General features: G+C 74.3%; 23 protein-coding genes. 15 read left to right on the plus strand and 8 right to left on the minus strand.

All coding sequences use genetic code 11. The annotated features are described in order from the left end of the window. Positions 1–11 precede the first annotated feature (11 nt). The 8 genes from truB (at position 12) to EV384_RS12315 (ending at position 9,081) form a co-directional block, all read left to right on the plus strand. Positions 12–968, plus strand: a complete 957-nt coding sequence (gene truB / locus EV384_RS12280) for a tRNA pseudouridine(55) synthase TruB (RefSeq protein WP_207232304.1) — start codon at positions 12–14, stop codon at positions 966–968. Positions 969–1,028: 60 nt separating this feature from the next. Further along, complete coding sequence (locus EV384_RS12285; RefSeq protein WP_130333049.1) at positions 1,029–1,958, plus strand: bifunctional riboflavin kinase/FAD synthetase; 930 nt, start codon at positions 1,029–1,031, stop codon at positions 1,956–1,958. Between the two features lie 194 nt (positions 1,959–2,152). Next, positions 2,153–2,422, plus strand: coding sequence for a 30S ribosomal protein S15 (rpsO, locus tag EV384_RS12290; RefSeq protein ID WP_067302624.1), 270 nt, complete (start codon positions 2,153–2,155; stop codon positions 2,420–2,422). A 225-nt stretch (positions 2,423–2,647) separates the two neighbouring features. Further along, a complete protein-coding gene (locus EV384_RS12295) occupies positions 2,648–5,026 on the plus strand; it encodes a polyribonucleotide nucleotidyltransferase (RefSeq protein ID WP_130333051.1) in 2,379 nt (792 codons plus the stop codon). Positions 5,027–5,163: 137 nt separating this feature from the next. After that, entirely contained in the window at positions 5,164–6,534 is a 1,371-nt protein-coding gene (locus tag EV384_RS12300; RefSeq protein WP_130333053.1) for a M16 family metallopeptidase, read from the plus strand. Positions 6,535–6,684: 150 nt separating this feature from the next. After that, positions 6,685–7,458 carry a 4-hydroxy-tetrahydrodipicolinate reductase gene (gene dapB / locus EV384_RS12305; RefSeq protein ID WP_130333055.1) on the plus strand — a complete coding sequence of 258 codons (774 nt, stop codon included), beginning with the start codon at positions 6,685–6,687 and terminating at the stop codon, positions 7,456–7,458. A gap of 154 nt (positions 7,459–7,612) precedes the next feature. Further along, positions 7,613–8,536, plus strand: a complete 924-nt coding sequence (locus EV384_RS12310) for a helix-turn-helix domain-containing protein (RefSeq protein WP_165439922.1) — start codon at positions 7,613–7,615, stop codon at positions 8,534–8,536. A gap of 68 nt (positions 8,537–8,604) precedes the next feature. Beyond that, on the plus strand, positions 8,605–9,081 hold the full coding sequence (locus EV384_RS12315) for a GNAT family N-acetyltransferase (RefSeq protein WP_130333059.1): 477 nt from the start codon (positions 8,605–8,607) through the stop codon (positions 9,079–9,081). A 61-nt stretch (positions 9,082–9,142) separates the two neighbouring features. Here the strand turns inward: EV384_RS12315 and EV384_RS35340 are convergent, their stop codons facing one another. The 5 genes from EV384_RS35340 to EV384_RS12340 all read right to left on the minus strand — a co-directional run bounded on the left by EV384_RS35340 (position 9,143) and on the right by EV384_RS12340 (position 12,253). Then, positions 9,143–9,577, minus strand: coding sequence for a hypothetical protein (locus EV384_RS35340; protein WP_207232305.1), 435 nt, complete (start codon positions 9,575–9,577; stop codon positions 9,143–9,145). A gap of 83 nt (positions 9,578–9,660) precedes the next feature. Beyond that, complete coding sequence (locus EV384_RS12325) at positions 9,661–10,041, minus strand: VOC family protein (protein WP_130333061.1); 381 nt, start codon at positions 10,039–10,041, stop codon at positions 9,661–9,663. Positions 10,042–10,080: 39 nt separating this feature from the next. Continuing rightward, a complete protein-coding gene (locus EV384_RS12330; RefSeq protein ID WP_130333063.1) occupies positions 10,081–10,581 on the minus strand; it encodes a hypothetical protein in 501 nt (166 codons plus the stop codon). 64 nt (positions 10,582–10,645) lie between these two features. Then, positions 10,646–11,611 carry a sigma-70 family RNA polymerase sigma factor gene (locus EV384_RS12335; RefSeq protein WP_130333065.1) on the minus strand — a complete coding sequence of 322 codons (966 nt, stop codon included), beginning with the start codon at positions 11,609–11,611 and terminating at the stop codon, positions 10,646–10,648. 60 nt (positions 11,612–11,671) lie between these two features. Continuing rightward, a complete protein-coding gene (locus EV384_RS12340; protein ID WP_130333067.1) occupies positions 11,672–12,253 on the minus strand; it encodes a GNAT family N-acetyltransferase in 582 nt (193 codons plus the stop codon). A gap of 35 nt (positions 12,254–12,288) precedes the next feature. Between EV384_RS12340 and EV384_RS12345 the strand changes: the two genes are divergently transcribed. Further along, positions 12,289–13,626 carry a glycosyltransferase 87 family protein gene (locus EV384_RS12345; protein ID WP_130333069.1) on the plus strand — a complete coding sequence of 446 codons (1,338 nt, stop codon included), beginning with the start codon at positions 12,289–12,291 and terminating at the stop codon, positions 13,624–13,626. Here EV384_RS12345 and EV384_RS12350 read toward each other — a convergent pair. After that, positions 13,525–14,076: a GNAT family N-acetyltransferase gene (locus tag EV384_RS12350; protein WP_130333071.1), complete on the minus strand. Its 552-nt coding sequence runs from the start codon at positions 14,074–14,076 to the stop codon at positions 13,525–13,527. The genes EV384_RS12345 and EV384_RS12350 overlap by 102 nt on opposite strands. Positions 14,077–14,153: 77 nt before the next feature. On the opposite strand from EV384_RS12350, the gene EV384_RS12355 reads away from it, so the two are divergent. From EV384_RS12355 to EV384_RS12380, 6 genes are all read left to right on the plus strand, one after another. Beyond that, positions 14,154–15,383: a winged helix-turn-helix domain-containing protein gene (locus EV384_RS12355; protein ID WP_130333073.1), complete on the plus strand. Its 1,230-nt coding sequence runs from the start codon at positions 14,154–14,156 to the stop codon at positions 15,381–15,383. Continuing rightward, positions 15,373–16,011 (plus strand): DUF2752 domain-containing protein, encoded by a 639-nt coding sequence (locus EV384_RS12360; protein WP_207232306.1) that lies wholly within the window; start codon positions 15,373–15,375, stop codon positions 16,009–16,011. The genes EV384_RS12355 and EV384_RS12360 overlap by 11 nt, the downstream gene beginning before the upstream one ends. A 96-nt stretch (positions 16,012–16,107) precedes the next feature. Then, a complete protein-coding gene (gene thyX, locus EV384_RS12365; protein WP_130340469.1) occupies positions 16,108–16,845 on the plus strand; it encodes an FAD-dependent thymidylate synthase in 738 nt (245 codons plus the stop codon). Between the two features lie 53 nt (positions 16,846–16,898). Then, the gene (gene dapA, locus EV384_RS12370; protein ID WP_130333077.1) at positions 16,899–17,825 is read left to right on the plus strand and encodes a 4-hydroxy-tetrahydrodipicolinate synthase; all 927 of its coding nucleotides are present in this window, start codon (positions 16,899–16,901) and stop codon (positions 17,823–17,825) included. Positions 17,826–17,877: 52 nt separating this feature from the next. Further along, positions 17,878–19,566: a ribonuclease J gene (locus tag EV384_RS12375; protein WP_130333079.1), complete on the plus strand. Its 1,689-nt coding sequence runs from the start codon at positions 17,878–17,880 to the stop codon at positions 19,564–19,566. A gap of 184 nt (positions 19,567–19,750) precedes the next feature. Further along, entirely contained in the window at positions 19,751–21,313 is a 1,563-nt protein-coding gene (locus EV384_RS12380) for a S1 family peptidase (RefSeq protein ID WP_130333081.1), read from the plus strand. A gap of 92 nt (positions 21,314–21,405) precedes the next feature. On the opposite strand, the gene EV384_RS12385 is transcribed toward EV384_RS12380, so the two are convergent. Then, a complete protein-coding gene (locus EV384_RS12385) occupies positions 21,406–23,034 on the minus strand; it encodes a type III secretion system chaperone family protein (protein ID WP_130333083.1) in 1,629 nt (542 codons plus the stop codon). Beyond that, positions 23,031–23,510 carry a type III secretion system chaperone family protein gene (locus EV384_RS12390; RefSeq protein ID WP_130333085.1) on the minus strand — a complete coding sequence of 160 codons (480 nt, stop codon included), beginning with the start codon at positions 23,508–23,510 and terminating at the stop codon, positions 23,031–23,033. The genes EV384_RS12385 and EV384_RS12390 overlap by 4 nt, the downstream gene beginning before the upstream one ends. Between the last annotated feature and the right edge of the window lie 22 nt (positions 23,511–23,532).

Genomic DNA, 23,532 nt, shown 5'->3' on the forward strand with positions numbered 1-23,532 from the left:
GATGCGGGCGCATGATCTTCGCATCCCGCGGCCCGTCGTGGTGTCCCCTGCGGGCGGCCGCAGCGCTTCTGGCAGGCTTGACGGTCGTGAGCACAGACGGACTGATCGTGGTCGACAAACCCGGCGGCATGACGTCGCACGACGTGGTGGCGCGGATCCGGCGGCTGGCGCGGACCCGCCGGGTGGGGCACGGGGGCACGCTCGACCCGATGGCCACCGGCGTGCTGGTGATCGGGGTCGGTCGGGCCACCCGGCTGCTCACCTACGTCATCGGCGCCGGCAAGAGCTACACCGCGACGATCCGGCTCGGCCAGTCCACGATCACCGACGACGCCGAGGGCGACGTGATCGCCACGACGCCGGCCGGCACGGTGACCGACGAGGCGGTGCGCACCGCGCTCGCCGCGCTGACCGGGGAGATCGACCAGGTGCCGAGCGCCGTCAGCGCCATCAAGATCAACGGCGAGCGGGCGTACAAGCGGGTCCGCGAGGGGGAGAGCGTCGAGCTGCCGGCCCGCCGGGTCACCATCTCCCGGCTGGACGTCCGCTCGATCCGTCGGGACCAGACTGACGTGGTGGACGTGGACGTGGACGTTACCTGCTCGTCCGGGACGTACATCCGGGCCATCGCCCGGGACGTCGGCCTGGCGCTGGGGGTCGGTGGCCACCTGACGGCGCTGCGGCGGACGGCGGTGGGCGACTTCACCCTGGCCGAGGCGGCCACCCTCGACGAGCTGGAGCAGCGCGCGCCGGAGGTGGTCAACCTGCCGCTCGACGCCGCCGCGGACCGGTACTTCCCGCGCCGCGACGCCACCCCCGACGAGGCGAGGATCCTGTCCCACGGCGGGCCGCTGGACCCGGCCGGCATCACCGGGCCGTACGCCGTCTTCGGCCCGGACGGCCTGATCGCTATCGTCAGCGAGCGGGACGGGCGGGCCCGCGCGGAGATCGTGCTCGCCCCGGCCTGACAGCCGGCCGCGGAGCGACCCGGCCGGCGCGGGCCGGCGGGACAGCAGGGGAGGAGCGGCATGCAGCGGTGGCGGGGGTACGAGGCGGCGCCCGGTGGTTGGGGGCGGTCGGTCGTCACCATCGGCGTCTTCGACGGCGTGCACAAGGGGCACCAGGCGACCATCGGCCACGCCGTGGCGCGCGCCCGCGAGCTGGGCGTCAAGTCGGTGGTGGTGACCTTCGACCCGCACCCGGCGGAGGTGGTCCGCCCCGGCTCGCACCCCGCCGTGCTGACCGAGCCGGCCCGCAAGGCCGAGCTGATCGAGGCGCTCGGCGTCGACGTGCTGTGCGTGGTGCCGTTCACCCCGGACTTCTCCCGGCTGCCGGCCGAGGAGTTCGTGCACGACATCCTGGTCGAGCACCTGCACGCCGCCCTGGTCGTGGTCGGCGCCAACTTCCGGTTCGGGCACCGGGCCGCCGGTGACGTGGCCCTGCTGGAGCGGCTCGGCCGGACCTTCGGCTTCGGGGTGGAGGGCGCCCCGCTGGTCGCCGAGGCGGGCACCGTCTTCTCCTCCACGTACATCCGCTCCTGCGTCGACGCGGGCGACGTGGTGGCGGCGGCCGGCGCGCTGGGCCGCCCGCACCGGGTGGAGGGCGTGGTGGTCCGCGGCGATCAGCGCGGGCGTGAGCTGGGTTACCCCACCGCCAACCTGCTCTGCCACCGGTACGCGGCGATCCCCGCCGACGGCGTGTACGCCGCCCGGCTGGTGCGCCGGGGGCAGCGGGAGCCGCTCGCGGCAGCGGTCTCGATCGGCACCAACCCGACCTTCTCCGGCCGGGAGCGCCGAGTGGAGGCGTACGCGCTGGACTTCAGCGGCGACCTGTACGGCGAGCGGCTGGCCCTGGACTTCGTCGCGCACCTGCGCGAACAGCGGACGTACGACGCGATCGAGCCGCTGGTCGCCCAGATCGCCGAGGACGTGGAGCGGACCCGCCGCGCGCTCGGCTGAGCGTCCCGCCAACCCGCCGCGCGGCCCTTCGCCGGGCGGTACCGCCTCGGGCTGGTAGGCTGGCGGGGACGTCGGCTGACCGACGTGGGGCCTCGCGTGCCTGCACGACGCCGCGGGTGCGAGGTTCGTCCGTCTCCGGTCCTCCGGACCTCGACGACGGACATCAGTGATCAACCCATCGAAACAGGGAGAACATGGCGCTCGACCAGGAAGCCAAGGCCAAGATCCGCTCGGAGTACGCGACCGCCGAGGGCGACACCGGTTCGCCGGAGGTGCAGGTCGCGGTCCTCACCAAGCGGATCGCCGAGCTCACCGAGCACCTGAAGGTGCACAAGCACGACCACCACAGCCGCCGTGGGCTGCTGCTGCTGGTCGGCCGTCGCCGTCGGCTGCTCAACTACGTCCAGAAGAAGGACATCAACCGCTACCGGTCGCTCATCGAGCGGCTCGGCCTGCGCCGATGACGTGACGGGGGAGTGGCCACTCGGCCGCTCCCCCGTTCCGGTACCACAGAAGAACAGGGCCCGCGCGACCACCCGACAGGGAGCCGGTCAGCGTACCGGTCTCCGGTAGTGGCCCCCGGGAATCCCGGCATCATGCCGGCCACCCGGGCGCTTCGATCGAAGACCGGCCGTCTGAGCAGCTCCTCAGTGTCGTGGGACCCACGAAGCGAAGGAGCACTACAGCACATGACCGAGACCAACCTCGGCACGGAATCCCGCACCGCCGTGATCGACAACGGGTCCTTCGGCACCCGTGAGATCACCTTCTCCACCGGCAGGCTGGCCCGCCAGGCCGCCGGCTCCGTCGTCGCCCAGCTGGGCGAGACGGTGGTCCTCTCCGCCACCACCGCCGGCAAGCAGCCGAAGGAGCAGTTCGACTTCTTCCCGCTGACCGTCGACGTCGAGGAGCGGATGTACGCCGCGGGCCGGATCCCCGGCTCGTTCTTCCGCCGCGAGGGCCGCCCCAGCGAGGACGCGATCCTCACCTGCCGGCTGATCGACCGGCCGCTGCGCCCGTCGTTCGTCAAGGGCCTGCGCAACGAGGTCCAGGTCGTCGAGACGATCCTCGCGCTCGACCCGCAGCACCCGTACGACGTCGTGGCGATCAACGCTGCCTCGATGTCGACCAAGCTCTCCGGCCTGCCGTTCTCCGGCCCGATCGGGGCCACCCGGATGGCGCACATCGACGGCCAGTGGGTCGCCTTCCCGACCCACGAGGAGCTGGCCCGGGCCACCTTCGACATGGTGGTGGCCGGCCGCACCCTGCCGGACGGCGACGTCGCGATCATGATGGTCGAGGCCGAGGCCACCAACCACACCGTGGCGCTGGTCGCCGGCGGCGCCCCCGCCCCGACCGAGGAGGTCGTCGCCAGCGGCCTGGAGGCCGCCAAGCCGGCCATCCGCGAGCTGTGCCGGGCGCAGAGCGAGCTGGCCGAGGTTTCCGCCAAGCCGGTCGCCGAGTTCCCGGTCTTCCTGGACTACCAGGACGACGCGTACCAGGCGGTGGCCGACCTGGCCCGCGCCGACGTCGCCGAGGCCCTCCAGATCGCCGGCAAGGCGGTCCGCGAGGAGGCCCTGGACGCGATCAAGGCCCGCGTGCAGGAGGAGCTCGGCCCGCGCTTCGAGGGTCGGGAGAAGGAGCTCAACGCCGCCTTCCGGTCGCTGACCAAGTCCGAGGTCCGCAACCGGGTGCTGCGCGAGCAGGTCCGCATCGACGGCCGCGGCCCGCGCGACATCCGTCCGCTGACCGCCGAGGTCGGCGTGCTGCCGCGGGTGCACGGCTCGGCGCTGTTCGAGCGGGGCGAGACCCAGATCCTGGGCGTCACCACGCTGAACATGCTGCGCATGGAGCAGACGCTGGACACCCTCGCCCCGGAGAAGTCCAAGCGCTACATGCACAACTACAACTTCCCGCCGTACTCGACCGGTGAGACCGGTCGGGTCGGTTCGCCGAAGCGGCGCGAGATCGGCCACGGCGCTCTCGCCGAGCGGGCGCTGATCCCGGTGCTGCCGTCGCGCGAGGAGTTCCCGTACGCCATCCGGCAGGTCTCCGAGGCGCTCGGCTCCAACGGCTCCACCTCGATGGGTTCGGTCTGCGCCTCGACGCTGGGCCTGCTGTCGGCCGGTGTGCCGCTGAAGGCGCCGGTCGCCGGCATCGCCATGGGCCTCATCTCCGACGAGGTCGAGGGCAAGACCCAGTACGTGACGCTGACCGACATCCTCGGCGCCGAGGACGCGTTCGGCGACATGGACTTCAAGGTCGCCGGCACCCGGGACTTCGTCACCGCGCTGCAGCTCGACACCAAGCTCAACGGCATCCCGTCGGACGTGCTGGCCGCCGCGCTGCAGCAGGCGCACGAGGCCCGGCAGACCATCCTCGACGTGATGCAGCGGGCGATCGAGGCGCCGGCCGAGATGTCGGACTACGCGCCGCGGGTCACCACCGTCAAGATCCCGGTCGACAAGATCGGCATGGTGATCGGCCCGAAGGGCCAGACCATCAACGCCATCCAGGACGAGACCGGCGCCGAGATCTCCATCGAGGACGACGGCACGATCTACGTCGGCGCGACCAACGGCCCGTCGGCCCAGGCCGCGGTGGAGCGGATCAACGCGATCGCCAACCCGACGCTGCCGAAGCTCGGCGACCGGTTCCTCGGCACCGTGGTGAAGACCGCCGCGTTCGGCGCCTTCATCTCGCTGCTGCCGGGCCGCGACGGCCTGCTGCACATCTCCAAGGTGGGCGACGGCAAGCGGGTCGAGAAGGTCGAGGACTTCCTCAACGTCGGCGACCGGGTCGAGGTGGAGATCGCGGACATCGACGCCCGCGGCAAGATCTACCTGGACAAGGTCCGCCCGGAGGGTGCCGAGGCGCCGGCCGTCGGCGAGGCCGCCGGTGGCGAGCGCCCGGCCGGCCGGGACCGCGGCGACCGGGGTCCGCGGGACCGCGGCGACCGGGACCGCGAGCGCGGCAGCCGTGGCCCGGAGCGTGGCGAGGGCGGCCAGGGCGGCGGCGAGGGTGGCGAGGGCGGCGAGCGTCCGCGCCGCCGGACCCGGCACAGCTGAGCAGTGACCGGCCGGGTGGGGACGCGGTCCCCGCCCGGCCGGCTCGTGACACCCGCACCACCCACCCCTCGTCGAAGTGAGAGCAGGTTTCCGTGAGTCGGGCCCAGCGTTCGTCTTTTCCTGCGGGTCGACGGGGGGTGGCGGCGTCCGGTGCCGTCCGGCACGCCACCGGGTCGCAGCCCGGGCGCGCCGGTGGGTCGGCCCGGGCGGTCACCCGCACGCTGAGTGACGACCCGCTGGGCGGCACGGTACGCCGTACCGTGCTCCCCAGCGGTCTGCGCGTGCTGACCGAGGCGATCCCGGCGATGCGCAGCGTCTCCTTCGGCATCTGGGTGGCGGTCGGCTCCCGCGACGAGACCGGGCCGCAGGGCGGCGCCGCGCACTTCCTGGAGCACCTGCTGTTCAAGGGCACCAGGAAGCGGACCGCGCTGGAGATCTCCTCGGAGATCGAGGCGGTGGGCGGCGAGACCAACGCCTTCACCACCAAGGAGTACACCTGCTACTACGCGCGGGTGCTCGACGAGGACCTGCCGCTCGCCATCGACGTGATGTGCGACGCGGTCGCCGACTCGCTGCTGGAACCGGCCGACGTGGAGACCGAGCGGGGCGTCATCCTCGAAGAGATCGCCATGCACGACGACGAGCCCGGCGACGAGGTGCACGACCTGTTCGCCCGGGCCGTCTACGGCGACCACCCCCTCGGCCGGCTGATCTCCGGCACCGAGGAGACGGTCACCCCGATGACCCGCCGGCAGATCCAGAGCTTCTACCGGCGCCGCTACACCCCGCCGCAGATCGTCATCGCCGCCGCCGGCAACCTCGACCACGCCACCGTGGTCAAGCTGGTCCGCCAGGCCCTGCGCGGCACCCCGCTGGAGGGCGACCCGGCGGTACCGGCCCCGCACCGCCCGGCCACCCCGGCCGTACGCACCAGGCCGGCCGCCACCCTGGTCGAGCCGAAGGAGACCGAGCAGGCGCACGTCATCCTCGGCTGCCCCGGCATCGACCGCACCGACGAGCGGCGCTTCGCCCTCGGCGTGCTGAACAACGTCCTCGGCGGCGGGATGTCCAGCCGCCTGTTCCAGGAGATCCGGGAGCGGCGCGGCCTGGCCTACTCGGTCTACTCCTACGCCAGCCAGTACGCCGACAGCGGCCTCTTCGCGGTCTACGCCGGCTGTGCGCCGGGCAAGGTGGACGAGGTGCTGGAGCTGACCCGGGCGGAGCTGGCCCGGGTGGCCGCCGACGGAATCACCGCCGACGAGCTGGCCCGGGGCAAGGGCATGTCGAAGGGCTCCTTCGTGCTGGGCCTGGAGGACACCGGCTCGCGGATGAGCCGGCTGGCCAAGGGGGAGCTGCTCTACGGCGACCTGATGCCGGTGGACGAGCTGCTCGCCCGGGTCGACGCGGTCACCCTGGACGACGTGAACGGTCTCGCCGCCGAGCTGCTCGCCCGGTCGATGTCGCTCGCCGTGGTCGGCCCGTTCGGCGAGAACGACTTCACCGCCTGAGCCCCGCCCCGCCGGTGACCAGGCGTGGGACGTGCCAGCTCGCGGTCACCGCCGCGCCGGCGGCCACGACGTGGCGCAAACCGGAGTGGACCCTGGCAGGTGGGTGGTCCCGGCGGGTGATGCCGTCCCGATTGGGATAGGTTGTGCCCCGTGACTGACGAGCAGGAGAAGAGCCCGACCGAGCCGATCCGGGTCGGTGTGCTGGGTGCCCGCGGCCGGATGGGCATGGAGGTCTGCAAGGCGGTCGACGCAGCCCCCGACATGGACCTGGTGGCGATGATCGACCAGGGCGACTGGCTGTTCAACGCCTCCGACGCGGGCGCCGAGGTGGTCGTCGACTTCACCACCCCGGACGCCGTCATGGACAACCTGCACTGGTGCATCGACCAGGGCATCAACGCCGTGGTGGGCACCACCGGCTTCACCGAGCAGCGGCTGGAGCGGGTGCGCGGCTGGCTGGAGCGCAAGCCCGGCGTGGGCGTGGTGATCGCCCCCAACTTCGGCATCGGCGCGGTGCTGATGATGCAGTTCGCCGCCCGCGCGGCCCGGCACTTCGAGTCGGTCGAGATCATCGAGCAGCACCACCCACGCAAGCTGGACGCCCCGAGCGGCACGGCGACGCACACCGCGCGGCGGATCGCGGCGGCCCGCGCCGAGGCCGGCCTCGGTCCCGTGCCGGACGCCACCAAGGACGAGGTGCCGGGCGCGCGCGGCGCCGAGATCGACGGGATCCGCGTCCACGCGGTCCGGGCCACCGGGCTGGTCGCCCACCAGGAGGTGCTCTTCGGCACCACCGGCGAGACGCTGACCATCCGGCACGACTCGTACGACCGCGCCTCCTTCATGCCCGGCGTGCTGCTGGCCGTCCGCGCGGCGCGCCACCGCCCGGGCCTGACCGTCGGCCTGGACGCCCTGCTCGACTGACGCCGCGCCGCCCGGCCCCGCCGCCCGGCCGCCGGCCTGCCGCTGCTCGGCCGGGTCGGCGGCAGGGCGGACCGGCATGGCGCGTCGGGCGCGACCGGGCAGGTGCGCAACGGCGATCAAGCACGGCAGCCGGTCCACGGTGCACGCTGGAGCCATGACCACGACGGACGGGCTGACCAGCATCCTCGACCGGGTGCAGACCGGTCTCGACGACCCGGCGATCAGCCCGGCCGATCTCGCCGCTCGTGCCCACCTCTCCCGCTTCCACTTCGACCGGCTGGTCGCCGCGGCGACCGGGGAACCCCCGGGCGCCCTGCGGCGCCGGCTGCTGCTCGAGCGGGCGGCCCACCGGCTCATCACCAGTGACCGCACCATCCTGGACATCGCGGTCGAGGCCGGGTACGGCTCGCACGAGGCGTTCACCCGCGCCTTTCTCCGCTCGTACGGGGCGACCCCCACGGCCGTGCGACGGCGCCCGCCGCTCACCTTCCGGGAGCTGGAGCTGCCCTGCCCCAGCGGCGTCCACTTCCAACCCCCCGGCGGCCTGCGGCTGCCGGCCGCGCACCAGGAGACTCCGATGAACGTGCTGCAGCAGCTGGTCGACCACCACGTCGAGACCCTGACCGCGATCATCGACCGCGCCGCCCGGCTGGACGAGGAGATCCTCGACCGGCCCGTGACCGTCTCGGTCGAGACCATCGACGATCGGCCCACCCTCCGCTCGTTGATCAACGCGATGGTCACCCAGGAGGAGCACTGGCTGTCGGCGCTGCGCGGCGGCGGCTGGCCCGACGAGAGCGACCGGTCGATCGGCGGTCTGGCGGCCCGGCACGCGGTGGCCGGCCGGGACTACCGGGCCTTCGTCGCGCAGACGCTGGCCGCCGGCACCCTCGCCGACACGTTCGTCGACACCACCTGCACACCGCCGACCACCCACACCCTCGGCGGCACCATCGGCCACGTGATCACCTTCGCGGCCGTCCGCCGTACGCTCGCCATCGGCGCGCTGCACACCGCGGGCGTCACCGACCTGGGCGCGGGCGACCCCCGGCCGTACCTGGACGCCCGGGCCGGCTGAACCCGGCCGGCGGTGGCGGCCGAAAGCGGTCGCCGGCGGCCGGGTCACCGCCTAGGCTTCCCCCGGTGATGATCGATTCTGGGCTGCGCGACCGGGCCGGCCGTCACGTCACCCTGCGGCCGGTGGGCGACGGGAACTGGCGGGCCGTCGCCGACATCGCGCCCCGCGACGACCAGCGCGGCTGGGTGCCCGCCCTGGCCGCCCGGTACCTGGTGCTGACCATGCGCTCGGATGTCTGGACCTCGCTGGCCGTGGTCGCCGACGAGACGGTGGTCGGGCACGTCATGTGGGGCGTGGACGACGACGGCTCCCGCTGGATCGGCGGCATGGTGATCGACGCCGCGGAGCAGGACCGGGGCGTGGGGCGGGCCGCCGTCCGCACCCTCGCCGACTGGTTGTCCGCCCAGGACGGCGGCAGCGTCGTGCGGCTGTCGTACCACCCGGAGAACGTCCCCGCCGCCCGCCTCTACACCTCCCTGGGCTTCACCCCCACCGGCGCCATGGAGGACGACGAACTCGTCGCCGAACGAACCCCACCCTCCTGACCCACCCCGCACGTGATCATGAAGTTGTCGCCGCGACCCGCCGGGGCGGGTGGCGACACCTTCATGATCGACGGCGTGGGGCGGTGGTCAGCGGGGGGTGGGGGAGGTGCGGGCCGGGGCGCGGCGGGGGGTGGGGATGGTCGGGGTTGAGCGGGGGGGTCGTGTCGAGCGTGAGGCCGCGAGGAAGGCCGGTGACCGTCGGGTGGCCGGAGCGGTCGACGTGGACGTCGACCGGGGCGCCGGCGACGCGGAACCGGTTGACCGCGAGCGCGCCCAGCTCCGGGCCGGCCAGCGGTCGTACCGCCACCCGGCCGGCGGGCACGTCGGGGTAGAGCCCGATACCGGCCTGGACGAGCATGACCGCGGCCGCCGCCGACCAGGCCTGCGGCCGGCAGGCCGCCGGGTACGGCACCGGGCGGCCGACCAGCGCGCGGTCGTCCCCGCCGTAGAGCTGACCATCCTGTCGTTCCAGGGCTCCTGGAACGAGTTTCCGCACAGCCTGGTCGCGGTCGAGGGCGCCGACAAGGGCTGAGCGACCGGTGGGCGGTTCCCGGTCGCCCGGAAACCGCCCACCGGGGTTCACTTCTGCTCGATGACCGACAGGACGTTGCCGGCCGGGTCGGTGAACCACGCGATCGACGGCCCGTTGTCCCGCATGATCCCCTTGTCGTCCTGCGGCATGCCCTCGTAGCGCGCGAACCGTACGCCTCGCCCGGCCAGCTCGTCCACCGCGCGGTCGATGTCGTCCACCTGGAAGTTGAGGACGGTGTAGGTGGCCGGGACGTGATCGTCCTTCGGGTAGACCAGGACGTCCCGGTCCCCGGCCAGGTGCAGCGTCAGCAGGCCGCCCATCGCGTCGTCACGTGACACGCGCAGGCCGAGCGTGTCGGCGTAGAACTGCCGGGCCCGGTCGGCGTCGTCCACCGCGAAGCTGCTGAACGCCTTCGTGTCCTTGAACATGGTTCTCTCCTCCATGGTCGTGCCTGGTGTTCCTTGTGGTCAACGAGTCGGCTCGTTGCTGTCGGCTGGCTGCTCCCTCGACGCGTACGGCCGGATCGACCGGAACGCCAGCGCGGCCACCGCGGCGAGCGCGAGCAGCAGGACCGCCCCGTTGGTGGCGGTCACGGTCAGCCCGCCCGTGTACGCCGCCCGCGCCCCGTCGACCAGCGCCGCGCCGGTGGCGGCGGGCAGCTCGCCGGCCGCCGACACCGCCCCGGCCAGTCCGTCCCGGGCCTGTGTCGCCGCGTCGGCGGGCAGGCCGGCGGGGAGCGTGCGGTCCAGCTCGTCGCGGTAGACGGCGGCGCTCAGGCTGCCCAGCGTGGCCACGCCCAGCGCGATGCCGAGCTCCCCGCTGGACTCCGACATGGACGCCGCCGAGCCGGCCCGCTCCGGCGGTGCCGAGCCGACGATCAGGGTGGGCAGGGCCAGCACCGCCAGGCCGGTCCACTCGCGTCGGCCGGCCCCGGTCAGCGGCGTGGTCGCCGTGGTGTCCGCGGTCATCTCACTCCCTTGTCATGGCGTACCAGGGGTGGACGACCCGGCGGGCCGGAACTCATCGCCGGGCTCAGGGATCGAGGCGGAGCGGCAGCCCGAAGCGGGGGAAGAGACGCGGCTGGAGGAAGTGGGTGAGCCGGGAGATCCGGTCGCCGGAGAACTCCAGCAGCTGGATCGAGAACGCCTGGTGGCCGCCGGCCGGGTCGGGGCGGTACTGGGCGAGGGCGGTGCCGCCGTTGGCCGGCACCGGCACCAGCCGGGAACCGCGACAGCCGGCGCCCGGCCCGACCATCCAGCGCCCGATGTCGACCGCCCCGCGCAGCCACACCGGGTACGGCGGCATGCTGTGCACGGCGTCCTCCCGCAGCAGCGCGACCAGGGCGGCGATGTCGTACCGGGCGAAGGTGTCGACGTAACGGTCGAGCAGGTCGCGGTGTTCGTCGTCGAGGTCGGCCCCGGTGGGTCGGCCCGCCTCGCCGACGTCGGCCAGCGTCGCCCGGGCCCGCTGCAGGGCGCTGTTGACCGCCGGCACGCTGGCGTCGAGCAGCCCGGCGACCTCGTCGGCGTGCCAGCGCAGCACGTCCCGCAGGATCAGCACCGCGCGCTGCCGGGGCGGCAGGTGCTGCAGCGCGGCCACGAACGCCAGCCGGACCGACTCGCGGGCCACCGCCAGCTCCGCCGGGTCCCCGGGCAGCACCGCCGCGTCCGGGATCGGCTCCAACCAGTCGCCGACCGGCCCCGGTGCGCCGAGCGACGCCGCCACCGGCGCCGACGGGGCGCCGAGATCCATCGGCAGGGCCCGCCGCCCGCGGCTGCGGAGCTGGTCGAGGCAGACGTTGGTGACGATCCGGTAGAGCCAGGTGCGCAGGCTGGACCGGCCGTCGAAGCGGTCGAGGCCGCGCCAGGCCCGCAGCAGGGTCTCCTGTACGGCGTCCTCGGCGTCGAACGGGGAGCCGAGCATCCGGTACGCGTAGCCGGTCAGCTCGACCCGGAACTTGTCCAGATCGGTGCCCGTCCTCGCGGTCGCCGTGGTCATGGAGCCACCGTAGGCCGGCCCTCCGACAGCGCGTACCGCCGACGCGCGGCGGAGGGGCGGTCAGGCCTCGCTGGCCGGCTCGGTCGGGACCGCGACGTGCAGGCGGAGCTGGGGGACCAGCATGTCGTCGACATCCAGCGCCCGGGCCGCGCCGTCCGGCTCCCAGCCGGTCGAGGTGAGGAACTTCCGGGTCGCCTCGTCCCCGTCGAACGCCCAGGCCACCGCCCGGGTGAAGCCGTCTTCCCGCCAGCGGTCCACGGCGGCGGAGAGCAGCCGGCTGCCGTGCCCGCGCCGACCCCAGCGCGGCTCGATCAGCAGGTCGGTCACCGCCACCACACCGTCGGCGAGCGCGTCGGCCGGCTCGCCGGGGGCGAGCGCCTCCGCGTCGGCCGGACCGGATGCGGCGAAACCCACCAGATACGATTGCTCGGCCTGTTCGACGGCGACCAGCACGCGGTGCGCGCCCGAGGGCGGCTCCTGCACCGCCGCGCTCCACCGCCGGGCGAGGTACGCCTCGTCCAGGTTGTCGAGCACGTGCCGGGGCAGGATCCGGCGGTACGCGACCCGCCAGGTCGCGAGCTGAATGCGTGCGATCTCGCCGGCGTCCTCGGGACGCGCCGGGCGGACGTACCCGAGAGCCATGGCACGAGAGCCTACGCAGGGCGAGGGAGGCGATGGTGGCGCAGGGTGCCAGGCGGACGTACGGGCAGGTCGCCGGCGTGGTGGTGCTCGCCGTCGTGGTGGCCGCCTTCCTCTCCGTCGCGGCCGTGCGGCACGGCTTCTTCGACCTGAAGGTCTACTACGGCGCGCTGACCTTCTGGGTGCACGACGGCGGGGAGATCTACGACTTCCTCAAGGCCGGCACCCAGTACGGCTTCACCTATCCGCCGTTCGCCGCGCTGGTCATGCTGCCGATGGCGTACCTGCCGTGGCCGGCGGCGATCACGGTGAGCGTGGCCGCCAGCGTGCTGACCAGCGCGGTGCTCATCCGGTGGCTGGTCGACCCGATCGCCCGCCGGGTCGGCTGGACCCGCTGGTTCGCCCTCGCGGTGGCGCTCTGCCTGGCCGCCGCGTTCGAGCCGATGCGCGAGACGGTCAACTTCGGCCAGGTCAACACGCTGCTGCTCTTCCTGGTGGCGGTGGACCTGCTGCGGCTGCTGCCGGCCGGCAACCGGTGGGCCGGGGTGGGCATCGGCCTGGCCACCGCGATCAAGCTGACCCCGGGCGTCTTCATCGTCTACCTGCTGGTCACCCGGCGCTGGCGGGCCGCGTTCACCGCGATGGCCGCCGCCGCCGGGGCGACCCTGCTCGCCGCCGCGCTCTTCCCGGACGCCTCGCGGGAGTTCTGGACCGAGGCGCTGTGGAACACCGGCCGGGTCGGGGAGCTGGCGTTCGTCTCCAACCAGTCGCTGCGCGGGGTGGTCGCCCGCCTCGATCCGGAGCACCCGAGCACGGTGGCCTGGCTGGCGCTGGTGCTCGCCACCCTCGCCGTCTGGGCCTGGCGGTCCCGGTCCGCGGTGGCCGCGGGCGACGAGGCCACCGGCCTGGCGCTGACCGGCGTGATGATGTGCCTGGTCAGTCCGGTGACCTGGGTGCACCACCTGGTCTGGCTGATTCCCGGACTGATCCTGCTGGTGGACAACGCCATGGCCGCGCCCGCGCGTGGCCGCCGGCGCCGCGTCCTGCTGGCCGCCGCGATCATCGGGTACGGCTTCCTGATCAGCCGGATCGTCTGGGCCTGGGAGAAGGACTTCACCGGGGTGGACGGCTTCCTCGGCAGCAACACCTACGTCTGGATCAGCCTGGCGCTGCTGCTCGGCCTGCCGATCCGCCGCTGGGCCGTGCCGGCCGACGGCGGGCCGGGCCGGGCGCCGGGGCCGGTCGGGTCGGCCGGGGAGCCGGGGCCCGCCGGGTCAGTCGGTGAGCCGGGCGGTGTACCGCAGCTCGACCAGCGCGAGGGGGTCGCGTCCGCCGGAGAGCGGCACCGGGTAGACGGACTCCGCCCCGTCGGGTGACAGCCCGGCCCGCTCGTAGAAGTGCCGGGCCCGCACGTTGTCGGCCAGCACCCAGAGCCGGTACTCCGTCCAGCCCCGCTCGGCCAGCCCGGCGCGGGCCGCGGCCAGCAGCGCCCGGCCGGTCCCGCCGCCCCAGCGCGCCGGCTCCACGTACATGGTCACGATCTCGCCGAACGCCGGGTCGAGGTCGGCCCGGTCCTGGTCGTTGCGGTACGGCCCGAAGGTGGCGAAGCCGGTGACGGCGCCGTCGACCTCGGTGACCAGGGTGGTGAACGGGTGCTCCGGGTCGGCGGTGCCGAAGTCCCGGCGGCGCTGCGCCCAGGCCGCCGGGTTGAGCCGGCGCAGCACCTCGTCCGGCATGATCCCGGCATAGCCGGCCTGCCAGCTCCGCACGTGCACCCGGGCGATCGCCTCGGCGTCGTCCGGCTCCTCCCGGCGAATGGTGAGCATCCGTCCGTTCTATTCCCTCGCGGGCGATCGGTCCAGCGTCCGCGCGGCGTCGTACCCGTGGAATAGGGTGCCCGACGATGGCTGTACCGGAATCGCTCTCACTCGCCCAGGCCCGGCGCATCGCCCTCGCGGCCCAGGGCTTCGCCGACCCGGCGCCCGGCGGCGCGCCCACCCGCCGGCACCTGCGCCGGGTGCTCGACCGGGTCGGGCTGATCCAGATGGATTCGGTCAACGTGCTGCAGCGCGCGCACTACCTGCCGCTCTACAGCCGGCTCGGGCCGTACCCGACCACGCTGCTCGACTCCGCGGCCTACCGCCGCCCGCGGGAGCTCTTCGAGTACTGGGGGCACGAGGCGTCGCTGGTCCCGGTCGGGCTGCACCCGGTGCTGCGCTGGCGGATGGCCAAGGCCCGGGACGACGCCTGGGGCGGCATGCGCCGGATCGCGCAGGAGCAGCCCGAGCTGGTGGCCTGGGTCCGCGACGAGGTGGCCGCCCGGGGGCCGCTGACCGCCGCCGAGATCGAGCACGACGCCCCCCGGGAGACCGGCAACTGGGGCTGGAACTGGTCGGCGGTGAAGCGGGCGCTGGAGTTCCTGTTCTGGGCCGGCGAGGTGACCGCCGCCGAGCGCACCACCTCGTTCGCCCGCCGCTACGACCTGCCCGAGCGGGTGCTGCCGGCCGCCGTGCTGGACGCCCCCACCCCGAGCGACGCCGACGCCTGGCGCGCCCTGGTGTCGGTCGCCGCCCGATCGCTCGGCGTGGCCGCCGAGCCGGAGCTGCGCGACTACTTCCGGCTGCCGCTGGCCGGCGCCCGGCGGGCGGTCGCCGAGCTGGTCGAGGCGGGGGAGCTGACGCCGGTCACGGTGCAGGGCTGGCGGCAGCCGGCGTACCTGCACGCGCAGGCCCGGCTGCCCCGGTGGGTGCGGGGCAACAGGCTGGTCAGCCCCTTCGACCCGCTGGTCTGGGAGCGGGCCCGCACCGAGCGGCTCTTCGGTTTCAGCTACCGGATCGAGATCTACGTGCCCGCCCCGCAGCGGGTGCACGGCTACTACGTGCTGCCGTTCCTGCAAGGGGAGCGGCTTACCGCCCGGGTCGACCTGAAGGCCGACCGGAGGGCGGGGGTGCTGCTCGTGCCGGCCGCCTGGATCGAGCCCGGGGCCGAGCCGGGGGAGACCGCGATGGCCCTGGCCGGCGAGCTCTACCGGCTGGCCGGCTGGCTCGGCCTGGACGCGGTGGCCCCGCCCGAGGCGGGGGACCTGGCGGTGCCGCTGGCCGCCGCGCTGGCGGGTGTCGCCGGTGTACGGTGAGCGCGTGACGAGCGTCGACCGGCCGGCCACCCAGCCGGGCCAGCAGTTCCCCGACGGTGTCGCCCCGACCGCCCCGGCGGTCCCCGGCGCCGGGCACGCGGAGCCCGGGCCGGCGGCCTGGCCCACCGGCGAGGTCCCGGCCGGCGGCTGGCCGCAGCCGGTGGCCTACCAGCCCGTCGAGCCGGACCGGTTCACCCGGCTGGTGATCCGCCTCCACGAGCGCGCCCCGCGCTGGGCGGTGCCGCTGGCCGCGCTCGGCTGCGTCGGCATGGGCATGGCGTACGCGCTGGTCAGCGACCCCACCCACAGCGACCCGGACGCCCGGCCGACCTGCCTGCTCAAGCTCACCACCGGCCTGGACTGCCCGGGCTGCGGCGGCACCCGCGCCCTCTGGTACGCGCTGCACGGCGACCTGCCGGCCGCCGCCCGGCACCACCTCCTCTTCATCTTCTCGGTGCCCTTCCTCGCCTACCTCTTCGTCGCCTGGGCGGGAAACCAGGCGTTCGGCTGGCGCCTGCCGGAGCTGCGGCTCAGCCCCAAGGTGATCGGCGGCTTCCTGGCCGCCTGGCTCGCCTTCTCGGTGCTGCGCAACCTGCCCTGGGCGCCCTTCACCGCGCTCTACGTCTGATCGGCCCCGGGCCGGCTGATGGTGGGCGCTTTCACGTCCGCGCGCCCAAGTTTCGCCACCGGGCGTCCGGCCACTACAGTCCGAGGAATGCCGGAGATGGTGCAGCCCCAGGTCAAGCTGATCGCGTGGACCCAGTTCCAGGCCCCGGACGACGTGCCGTGGTCGACCGACGCCGAGGGCGGGCAGGCGCTCGCCGAGTTCGCCGGCCGGGCCTGTTACCAGAGCTGGAAGAAGCCGAACCCGGCCACCGCGACCAACGCTGGCTACCTGGCGCACATCCTGGAGGTCGGGCACCTCTCGGTGCTGGAGCACGGCTCGGTGAGCTTCTACTTCAGCGGCGTGTCCCGCTCGTTCACCCACGAGCTGATCCGGCACCGGCACTTCTCGTACTCCCAGCTGTCCCAGCGGTACGTCCCGGAGCGGGACGCCGCCATGGTCGAGCCGGCGGTGATCGCCGACGACCCGGAGCTGCACAAGAAGTTCGTCGAGGCCGCCGAGGCGAGCGTCCGGGCGTACACCGAGCTGCTGGAGGGCCTGGAGCAGCGCTTCGCCGACGAGCCGAACCCGACGCTGCGCCGCAAGCAGGCCCGGCAGGCGGCCCGGGCGGTGCTGCCCAACGCCACCGAGACCCGGATCGTGGTCACCGGCAACTACCGGGCCTGGCGGCACTTCATCAAGATGCGCGCCACCGAGCACGCCGACGTGGAGATCCGCGAGCTGGCCGTGGAGTGCCTGCGGCAGCTCAAGGGCGTCGCGCCGAACGTCTTCGCCGACTTCGTGCTCGCCACGCTGCCGGACGGCACCGAGGTGGCGGCCAGCCCGCACGCCGAGTGACTCCTGAACCCTTCCCCGCCGGGGCCCCGGTGGTTGTCCGCTAGGTTGTGAACATGACGCACGACCACCCTGCCGCCCCCGACCGGGGCGCGTCACGCCCGTTCGGGCGGCTGCTCACGGCCATGGTGACCCCGTTCACCCCGGACGGGTCCCTCGACCTCGACGGTGCCGTACGCCTCGCGCAGCACCTCGTCGACGAGCAGGGCAACGACGCGCTGGTGCTCAACGGCACCACCGGCGAGTCGCCGACCACCAGCGACGCGGAGAAGGAGGCCCTGATCCGCGCCGTCGCGGAGGCGGTCGGCGACCGGGCCAGGATCGTCGCCGGGGTCGGCACCAACGACACCCGGCACACCATCGAGCTGGCCGTGTCGGCGGAGAAGGCCGGCGCGCACGGGCTGCTGGTGGTCACCCCGTACTACAACAAGCCGCCGCAGAGCGGCCTGCTGCGGCACTTCACCGCGGTCGCGGACGCCACCGGGCTGCCGATCATGCTCTACGACATCCCGCACCGCGCCGGGACGGCGATCGCCACGGAGACGATGGTCAAGCTGGCCGAGCACGGCCGGATCGTCGCGGTCAAGGACGCCAAGGGCGACCTCACCGCCACCTCGTGGGTGCTCAGCCGGTGCGACCTGGCCTACTACAGCGGCGAGGACTCGCTGACCCTGCCCGAGCTCGCCGTCGGCGGCGTCGGCCTGGTCGGCACCTCGACGCACTTCACCGGGGCGCTGGCCAAGCAGATGATCGAGGCGTACGACGCCGGGGAGACCGCGACCGCGCTGAGCCTGCACCGGCGGCTGCTGCCCCTGTTCACCGGCATCTTCCGTACCCAGGGCGTGATCCTGGTGAAGGCGGGCCTGGCGGCCAAGGGACTGCCCGCCGGCCCGGTACGACCGCCGCTGGTGGACGCCACCGCCGACGAACTGGCCCAGCTGCGCGCGGACTGCGCGGCGGCGGGCCTGGAACTGCCCGAATGATCGAACGACACGACGGACACCGGGTGACGGTGTCGCAGAATGAGGTGGACGCGTGACCGAGGCGCATTTCGAGGGTGAACAGCCCCCGCCGCTGCCGGCGGGTGGCCTGCGGATCATCCCGCTCGGCGGACTCGGCGCCATCGGCCGGAACATGACCGTCTTCGAGTTCGACGGCAAGCTGCTGATCGTCGACTGCGGGGTGCTCTTCCCCGACGTCGAGCAGCCGGGCGTGGACCTGATCCTGCCCGACTTCGGTCCGATCCTGGACCGGCTCGACGACGTCCAGGCGATCGTGCTCACGCACGGTCACGAGGACCACATCGGCGCGGTGCCGTACCTGCTCGCCCACAAGTCGGACATCCCGCTGGTCGGCTCCCAGTTCACCCTCGCCCTGGTCGAGGCGAAGCTGGCCGAGCGGCGGATCCAGCCGTACACGCTGACCGTGCGGGAGGGTGGCCGGGAGCGGCTCGGCCCGTTCAAGCTGGAGTTCTTCGCCGTCAACCACTCCATCCCGGACGCGCTCGCGGTGGCCATCCGCACGCCGGCCGGCCTGGTGCTGCACACCGGCGACTTCAAGATGGACCAGCTCCCGCTGGACGGCCGGATCACCGACCTGGCCGGCTTCGCCCGGCTCGGCGCCGAGGGCGTCGACCTGCTGCTGTCGGACTCCACCAACGCGGAGATCCCCGGCTTCGTCACCCCGGAGCGGGAGATCGGGCCGGTGCTCGACTCGATCTTCGCGAAGGCCAAGGGGCGGATCATCGTCGCCTCGTTCGCCTCGCACGTGCACCGGGTGCAGCAGGTCTTCGACTCGGCGATCGAGCACGGCCGCAAGGTGGCGCTGATCGGCCGGTCCATGGTCCGGAACATGGGCATCGCCCGGGACCTCGGCCTGCTCAACATCCCGGCCGGCCTGGTGGTCGGCATCGAGGAGGCAACCACGCTGCCGCCCGAGCAGATCGTGCTGATGTCCACCGGCTCGCAGGGCGAGCCGATGAGCGCCCTGGGCCGGATGGCCAGCGGCGACCACCGGCACATCACCATCGCCCCCGGCGACACGGTGGTGCTCGCCTCCTCGCTGGTACCCGGCAACGAGACCTCCGTCTACCGGGTGATCAACCGGCTGGCCCGGGCCGGCGCGGTGGTCGTGCACAAGGACGTCGCCAAGGTGCACGTCTCCGGCCACGCCCCCGCCGGGGAGCTGCTCTACCTGCTCAACGTCGTCCGGCCGAGCAACCTGATGCCGGTGCACGGCGAGTGGCGGCACCTGCGCGCCCACGCCCGCCTCGGCATCGAGTCCGGAGTCGCCGCGGACCGGGTGGTGCTCTGCGAGGACGGCGACGTGGTCGACCTGGTCGAGGGACGCGCCAGCCTGGTCGGGCACGTGAAGAGCCGGTACGTCTACGTCGACGGGCTCGCCGTCGGCGACGTCAGCGAGTCGCTGCTGACCGAGCGGCGGATTCTCGGCGACGGCGGCTTCATCGCCACCACCGTGGTGGTCGACTCGGTGACCGGCAAGGTGGTCGCCGGCCCGACGCTGTCGGCGAAGGGCTTCTCCGAGGACCCGGAGGCGTTCAACCCGGTGATCCCGCTGGTCACCGAGGCGCTCAACCGGGCCGCCGCGGACGGCATCACCGACCCGCACCAGCTCCAGCAGATCGTCCGGCGCACCGTCGGGCGGTGGGTCAACGACGCGTACCGGCGTCGGCCGATGATCGTCCCGACCGTGGTCGAGGTCTGACCCCACCCGCTCCGCACGCCGGTCCACCGTCCGCGGTGGGCCGGCGTCGTCACTCTCCGGGTACGCCCCGATGCCGCCCGGCCACGCTCGGTCGATCGTCGACGGTCACTTCAACCGATCGGCGTCCGTCTCCGTACTCCGCTCCGGCAGGCGTACCCCGCGCCGGCCGGGAGGAGCGTGGCGGATGGACCGCAGACGGATCACAGCCATCGGCGTACTGGTGGTGGCGGCGGGAGCGGCGGCGGCGGTGACCCTGCCGTCGTTCGCCGGGGAGGGCGCGGCGCCCCGCGGCGGTGCGCCCGCGGCGTCCGACGGCGTCGCGCCGGAGGTGGTCGACGCCCTGAGCCGCGACCTCTCGCTGAGCCGGCAACAGGCCGCGACGCGGCTGAGGACCGAGCGCTGGGCGGCGGGCACGGTCGCCCGGCTCCGCACCGAGCTGGGCGAGGACTACGGCGGCAGCTGGCTCAGCGCCGACGGCGCGACGCTCACCGTGGCGGTGGCCGATCCGGCGCGGGCGGCGCGGGTGAAGGCCGCCGGCGCGGTTCCGAAGCAGGTCGACCGGGGTGCCCGCGAGCTGGACGCGGTGAAGAGCCGGCTCGACTCGGCCGGCGGCAAGGCCAGCCCGGACGTCTCCGGCTGGTACGTCGACGTCGCCACCAACTCGGTGGTGGTGCTCGCCCAGCCGGGCGCGGAGGCGGCCGGCCGGCGGTTCGCCGAGGCCAGTGGCGTGCCCGCCGGGTCGGTCCGGGTGCGGGCCGCCGCCGAGACGCCCCGCCCGCTCTTCGACGTACGCGGCGGCGACGCCTTCTTCATCAACAACGCCGGCCTCTGCTCGGTCGGCTTCTCGGTGGTCGGCGGCTTCGTCACCGCCGGGCACTGCGGCCAGCCGGGCGACCGGACCACCGGCGCGAACCGGATCGCCCAGGGCACCTTCACCGCCTCCTCGTTCCCCGGGGACGACTGGGCGGTCGTCGAGGTCAACGGCGAGTGGACGCCGCAGGGCGTGGTGAACGACTTCAACGGCGGCACGGTGCCGGTGAACGGCTCCACCGAGGCCCCGGTCGGCGCCTCGGTCTGCCGCTCCGGCTCGACCACCGGCACCCGCTGCGGCGTGATCCAGGCGAAGAACGCCACGGTGAACTATCCGGAGGGGACGGTCACCGGGCTGACCCGGACGGACGTCTGCGCCGAACCGGGCGACTCCGGCGGCGCGTGGCTCTCCGGCGACCAGGCGCAGGGGGTCACCTCCGGCGGGTCCGGGGACTGCACGCAGGGCGGGGTGACCTTCTTCCAGCCCGTCAACGAGATCCTCCAGCGCAACAACCTGGCCCTGGTCACCGCGGCCGGCCGGTCGGCGCCGTCCGCGCCGCCCGCCGGTGGCGGCGCCACCGCCCCGCCGGCCACCGCGGCCCCGAGCGCGCCGCCGGCCGGGGAGCAGACCGCGTGCACCGGCCAGGTGAGCCGCACCGGCCAGATCGCCGCCGGCCGGGCGCAGAACCAGCCGGACGGTCGCTGGTTCCGGGCCGCCACCGGCAGCCAGCAGGCCTGCCTGGACGCGCCGGAGGGCACCCTGGTGGCGGTGCAGCTGCAACGCTTCACCGGGACGTCGTTCGAGACCGTGGCCAGCGCCGACACCTCCGACGGCGTGGCCCGGCTGACCGCCGGGACCCCGGCCGGCGTCTACCGCTACCGGGTCGTCGGGCTGGACGGCGCCGGGGCGTACACCCTGGCCTTCTCCGCCCGCTGAGTCGTCGCCGGGCGCTCCGCCCGGCGCTCCGGACCGCGGCCCCCGCCCACCACCGCCCGGCGGCCGGGGGCCGTGCCGCAGCCGGCGGTCGGTCAGGGCAGGGCGGCGACCGCGGCGGCGTACCCGACGCCGGTGGCCACCGTCGCGTCGATCAGCACGTCGAGCTGGACGGGGGCCACCCCGTGCTCCAGGTCGGTGCTGACGTCCCCGGCCAGCAGCAGCTCGCCCTCGTCCAGCTCGTGCACGTACGCCTTGGGCAGCAGCCGGTCGTGGTTCCAGGCGTTGCAGAACGCGTACGCCTCGGCGCGCCGGGCCGCCGGCAGCCGTCGGGTGGCGACCACCCGGGCGTGCAGGATCTCCCCGCGCTGCCCCAGCCGGCGGTACCGGATCACCGCCTCGCCCCAGCGGCCCACCACCGCGCCGTCCGGCTCCACCCCGTACCCGTCGCCCCGCCGGTCCAGGGCGGCGGTCACCAGGGCCAGGCTCAGCGGGGCCGGCTCCTCCGCCGGCGGTTCGGCCCGCTCCGTCGCCGGGTCGGCCGGCCACTCGTCGGGGTCGTCCTCAGCGGCCAGCGGCACCGGGTCGGCGAGCGGCCGTTCGGCCAGCCAGGAGGCGATCCGCCCGGCCTGGTGGCCGGTGCCGTTGCGGGCGTCGAAGCTGCCGGCCAGCTCGGTCGCCACCGCGAGCAGGTCCGCGCCGAGCGTCGCCACGTCCACCTCGGCCGCCGGCCGGGGACCGTGCCCGGGGCGGTGCAGCCGCCGCCCGCCCCGCCCGGCCTCGGCGGCCAGCGCGCAGAGCAGCGCGCCGGCGGCGGCGAACTCCATCGCGGACAGATCGTCGTACGGGTGGTCCAGCCGGGGCAGCTGCTCGGCGAGGATGTCCAGCCCCCGGTCCAGGTGCCCGCCCAGCGCGCAGAACCGCAGGTGCGCGGCGAGCTGGGGGAAGGCGGTCCGTTCCCGCCGGTGCCGCCGGTACGCCCGCAGGTGCGCCCGCCCCGCCCGGTCGGCCGCCCCGGTCCGCAGCCACGGCAGCAGCGCCACCGCGAGCGCCCGCTCCGGCTGGTCGGTGCAGCGCACCTCGCCGTCGAGCACCGGCCGCAGCGCGTCGAGCGCCGCCGCGTGCTCGCCCCACCCGGCCAGCAGCTCGGCCCGGCGGGCCGGCGCGCAACCCGGGCAGCCGCCGGCCGGGTCGGGCGCGGCGGCCGACTGTTCCGGGTCGCGGCCCGGTGTCGGACGCGCCGAGCCGTGGCGCCACCGGTCGCACTCCCGGCGCGCGGTCGGCTCGTCGCCGAGGTGGTCGGCGAGCCGGCAGCGCAGCTCGGCGACCGGCTCGGCGTCCGGGCCGAGCCGGTCGGCGAGGTCGTCCAGCAGGGAGCGGGCCTGGTCCAGCCCGACCCGCGGGGTGCCGAGGAACGCCTCCACCGCCTGCCGCTGGTGGCGGCGCAGCGTCTCGGCGTCGTCGGGGCGGCCGGCCAGCAGCCCGGGCGCCCGGTCGACCGCCGCCAGGCAGCGGCGCACCGGTTCGAGCAGCCGCCACCGCTCCCCGTGGTGCAGGTACCCCTCGATCAGCGCGAGCCGGGCGGCCAGCGCGGTGCCCGGGTCGCCGGTCGCGTCGGCCTGACCGGCGATCCGTTCCAGCTCGGCGAAGCGGGCCTCGCCGTCGGGCAGGTCCCGGGCGTCGGCGAGCGCCTCGGCCAGCCCCCGGCCACGGGAGATGGTCACCGGACCGACCCGCCGGGGAGGTCGCCGACGGCGGCGGCGAGCTGGCAGCCGGTGGAGATGCCGCAGTCGATCAGCTGGTCGAGCTGGTGCGGGGTGACCCCGCGTTCCAGGTCGGTGATCACCTCGCCGCAGATCTGGGCCAGCCCGTCGTCGGCGACGTGCACGAACGCCTTGGGCCAGAGCCGGTCGTGGTTCCAGCTGTTGCAGAAGGCGTAGAGGTCCGGCACGTGCTCGATGCCGAAGCGGGGGGCGGTGACGGTGCGGACCTGGAGCAGCTCGCCCGCGGCGCCCCGGCGGAAGAACCAGATCAGATTGTCCTCCCAGCGGCCCACCAGGTTGCCGTCGGCGTCCGCGGCGACCGTGTAGCCCCGGTTGGCCAGCACCGCGGCGATCAGTTCGCGGGTCAGTGGCCGTAGTGCCTGCGGATGTCCGGCCAGGGGGCCGTCCGGACCGTCCTCGATCTCCGGCGACGCCATCGGGCATCCCTTCTGAGGCAAA

It is taken from the genome of Micromonospora kangleipakensis (assembly GCF_004217615.1).
Taxonomy (GTDB): Bacteria; Actinomycetota; Actinomycetes; order Mycobacteriales; family Micromonosporaceae; genus Micromonospora; species Micromonospora kangleipakensis.

Excerpts from the sequence above, each read along its gene's own strand:
- truB (WP_207232304.1), top strand. The coding sequence starts at position 12 with ATGATCTTCGCATCCCGCGGCCCGTCGTGGTGTCCCCTGCGGGCGGCC.
- EV384_RS12285 (WP_130333049.1), top strand. The coding sequence starts at position 1,029 with ATGCAGCGGTGGCGGGGGTACGAGGCGGCGCCCGGTGGTTGGGGGCGG.
- rpsO (WP_067302624.1), top strand. The coding sequence starts at position 2,153 with ATGGCGCTCGACCAGGAAGCCAAGGCCAAGATCCGCTCGGAGTACGCG.
- EV384_RS12295 (WP_130333051.1), top strand. The coding sequence starts at position 2,648 with ATGACCGAGACCAACCTCGGCACGGAATCCCGCACCGCCGTGATCGAC.
- EV384_RS12310 (WP_165439922.1), top strand. The coding sequence starts at position 7,613 with ATGACCACGACGGACGGGCTGACCAGCATCCTCGACCGGGTGCAGACC.
- EV384_RS12315 (WP_130333059.1), top strand. The coding sequence starts at position 8,605 with ATGATCGATTCTGGGCTGCGCGACCGGGCCGGCCGTCACGTCACCCTG.
- EV384_RS12325 (WP_130333061.1), bottom strand. The coding sequence starts at position 10,041 with ATGTTCAAGGACACGAAGGCGTTCAGCAGCTTCGCGGTGGACGACGCC.
- EV384_RS12330 (WP_130333063.1), bottom strand. The coding sequence starts at position 10,581 with ATGACCGCGGACACCACGGCGACCACGCCGCTGACCGGGGCCGGCCGA.
- EV384_RS12335 (WP_130333065.1), bottom strand. The coding sequence starts at position 11,611 with ATGACCACGGCGACCGCGAGGACGGGCACCGATCTGGACAAGTTCCGG.
- EV384_RS12340 (WP_130333067.1), bottom strand. The coding sequence starts at position 12,253 with ATGGCTCTCGGGTACGTCCGCCCGGCGCGTCCCGAGGACGCCGGCGAG.
- EV384_RS12350 (WP_130333071.1), bottom strand. The coding sequence starts at position 14,076 with ATGCTCACCATTCGCCGGGAGGAGCCGGACGACGCCGAGGCGATCGCC.
- EV384_RS12355 (WP_130333073.1), top strand. The coding sequence starts at position 14,154 with ATGGCTGTACCGGAATCGCTCTCACTCGCCCAGGCCCGGCGCATCGCC.
- thyX (WP_130340469.1), top strand. The coding sequence starts at position 16,108 with ATGGTGCAGCCCCAGGTCAAGCTGATCGCGTGGACCCAGTTCCAGGCC.
- dapA (WP_130333077.1), top strand. The coding sequence starts at position 16,899 with ATGACGCACGACCACCCTGCCGCCCCCGACCGGGGCGCGTCACGCCCG.
- EV384_RS12380 (WP_130333081.1), top strand. The coding sequence starts at position 19,751 with ATGGACCGCAGACGGATCACAGCCATCGGCGTACTGGTGGTGGCGGCG.
- EV384_RS12390 (WP_130333085.1), bottom strand. The coding sequence starts at position 23,510 with ATGGCGTCGCCGGAGATCGAGGACGGTCCGGACGGCCCCCTGGCCGGA.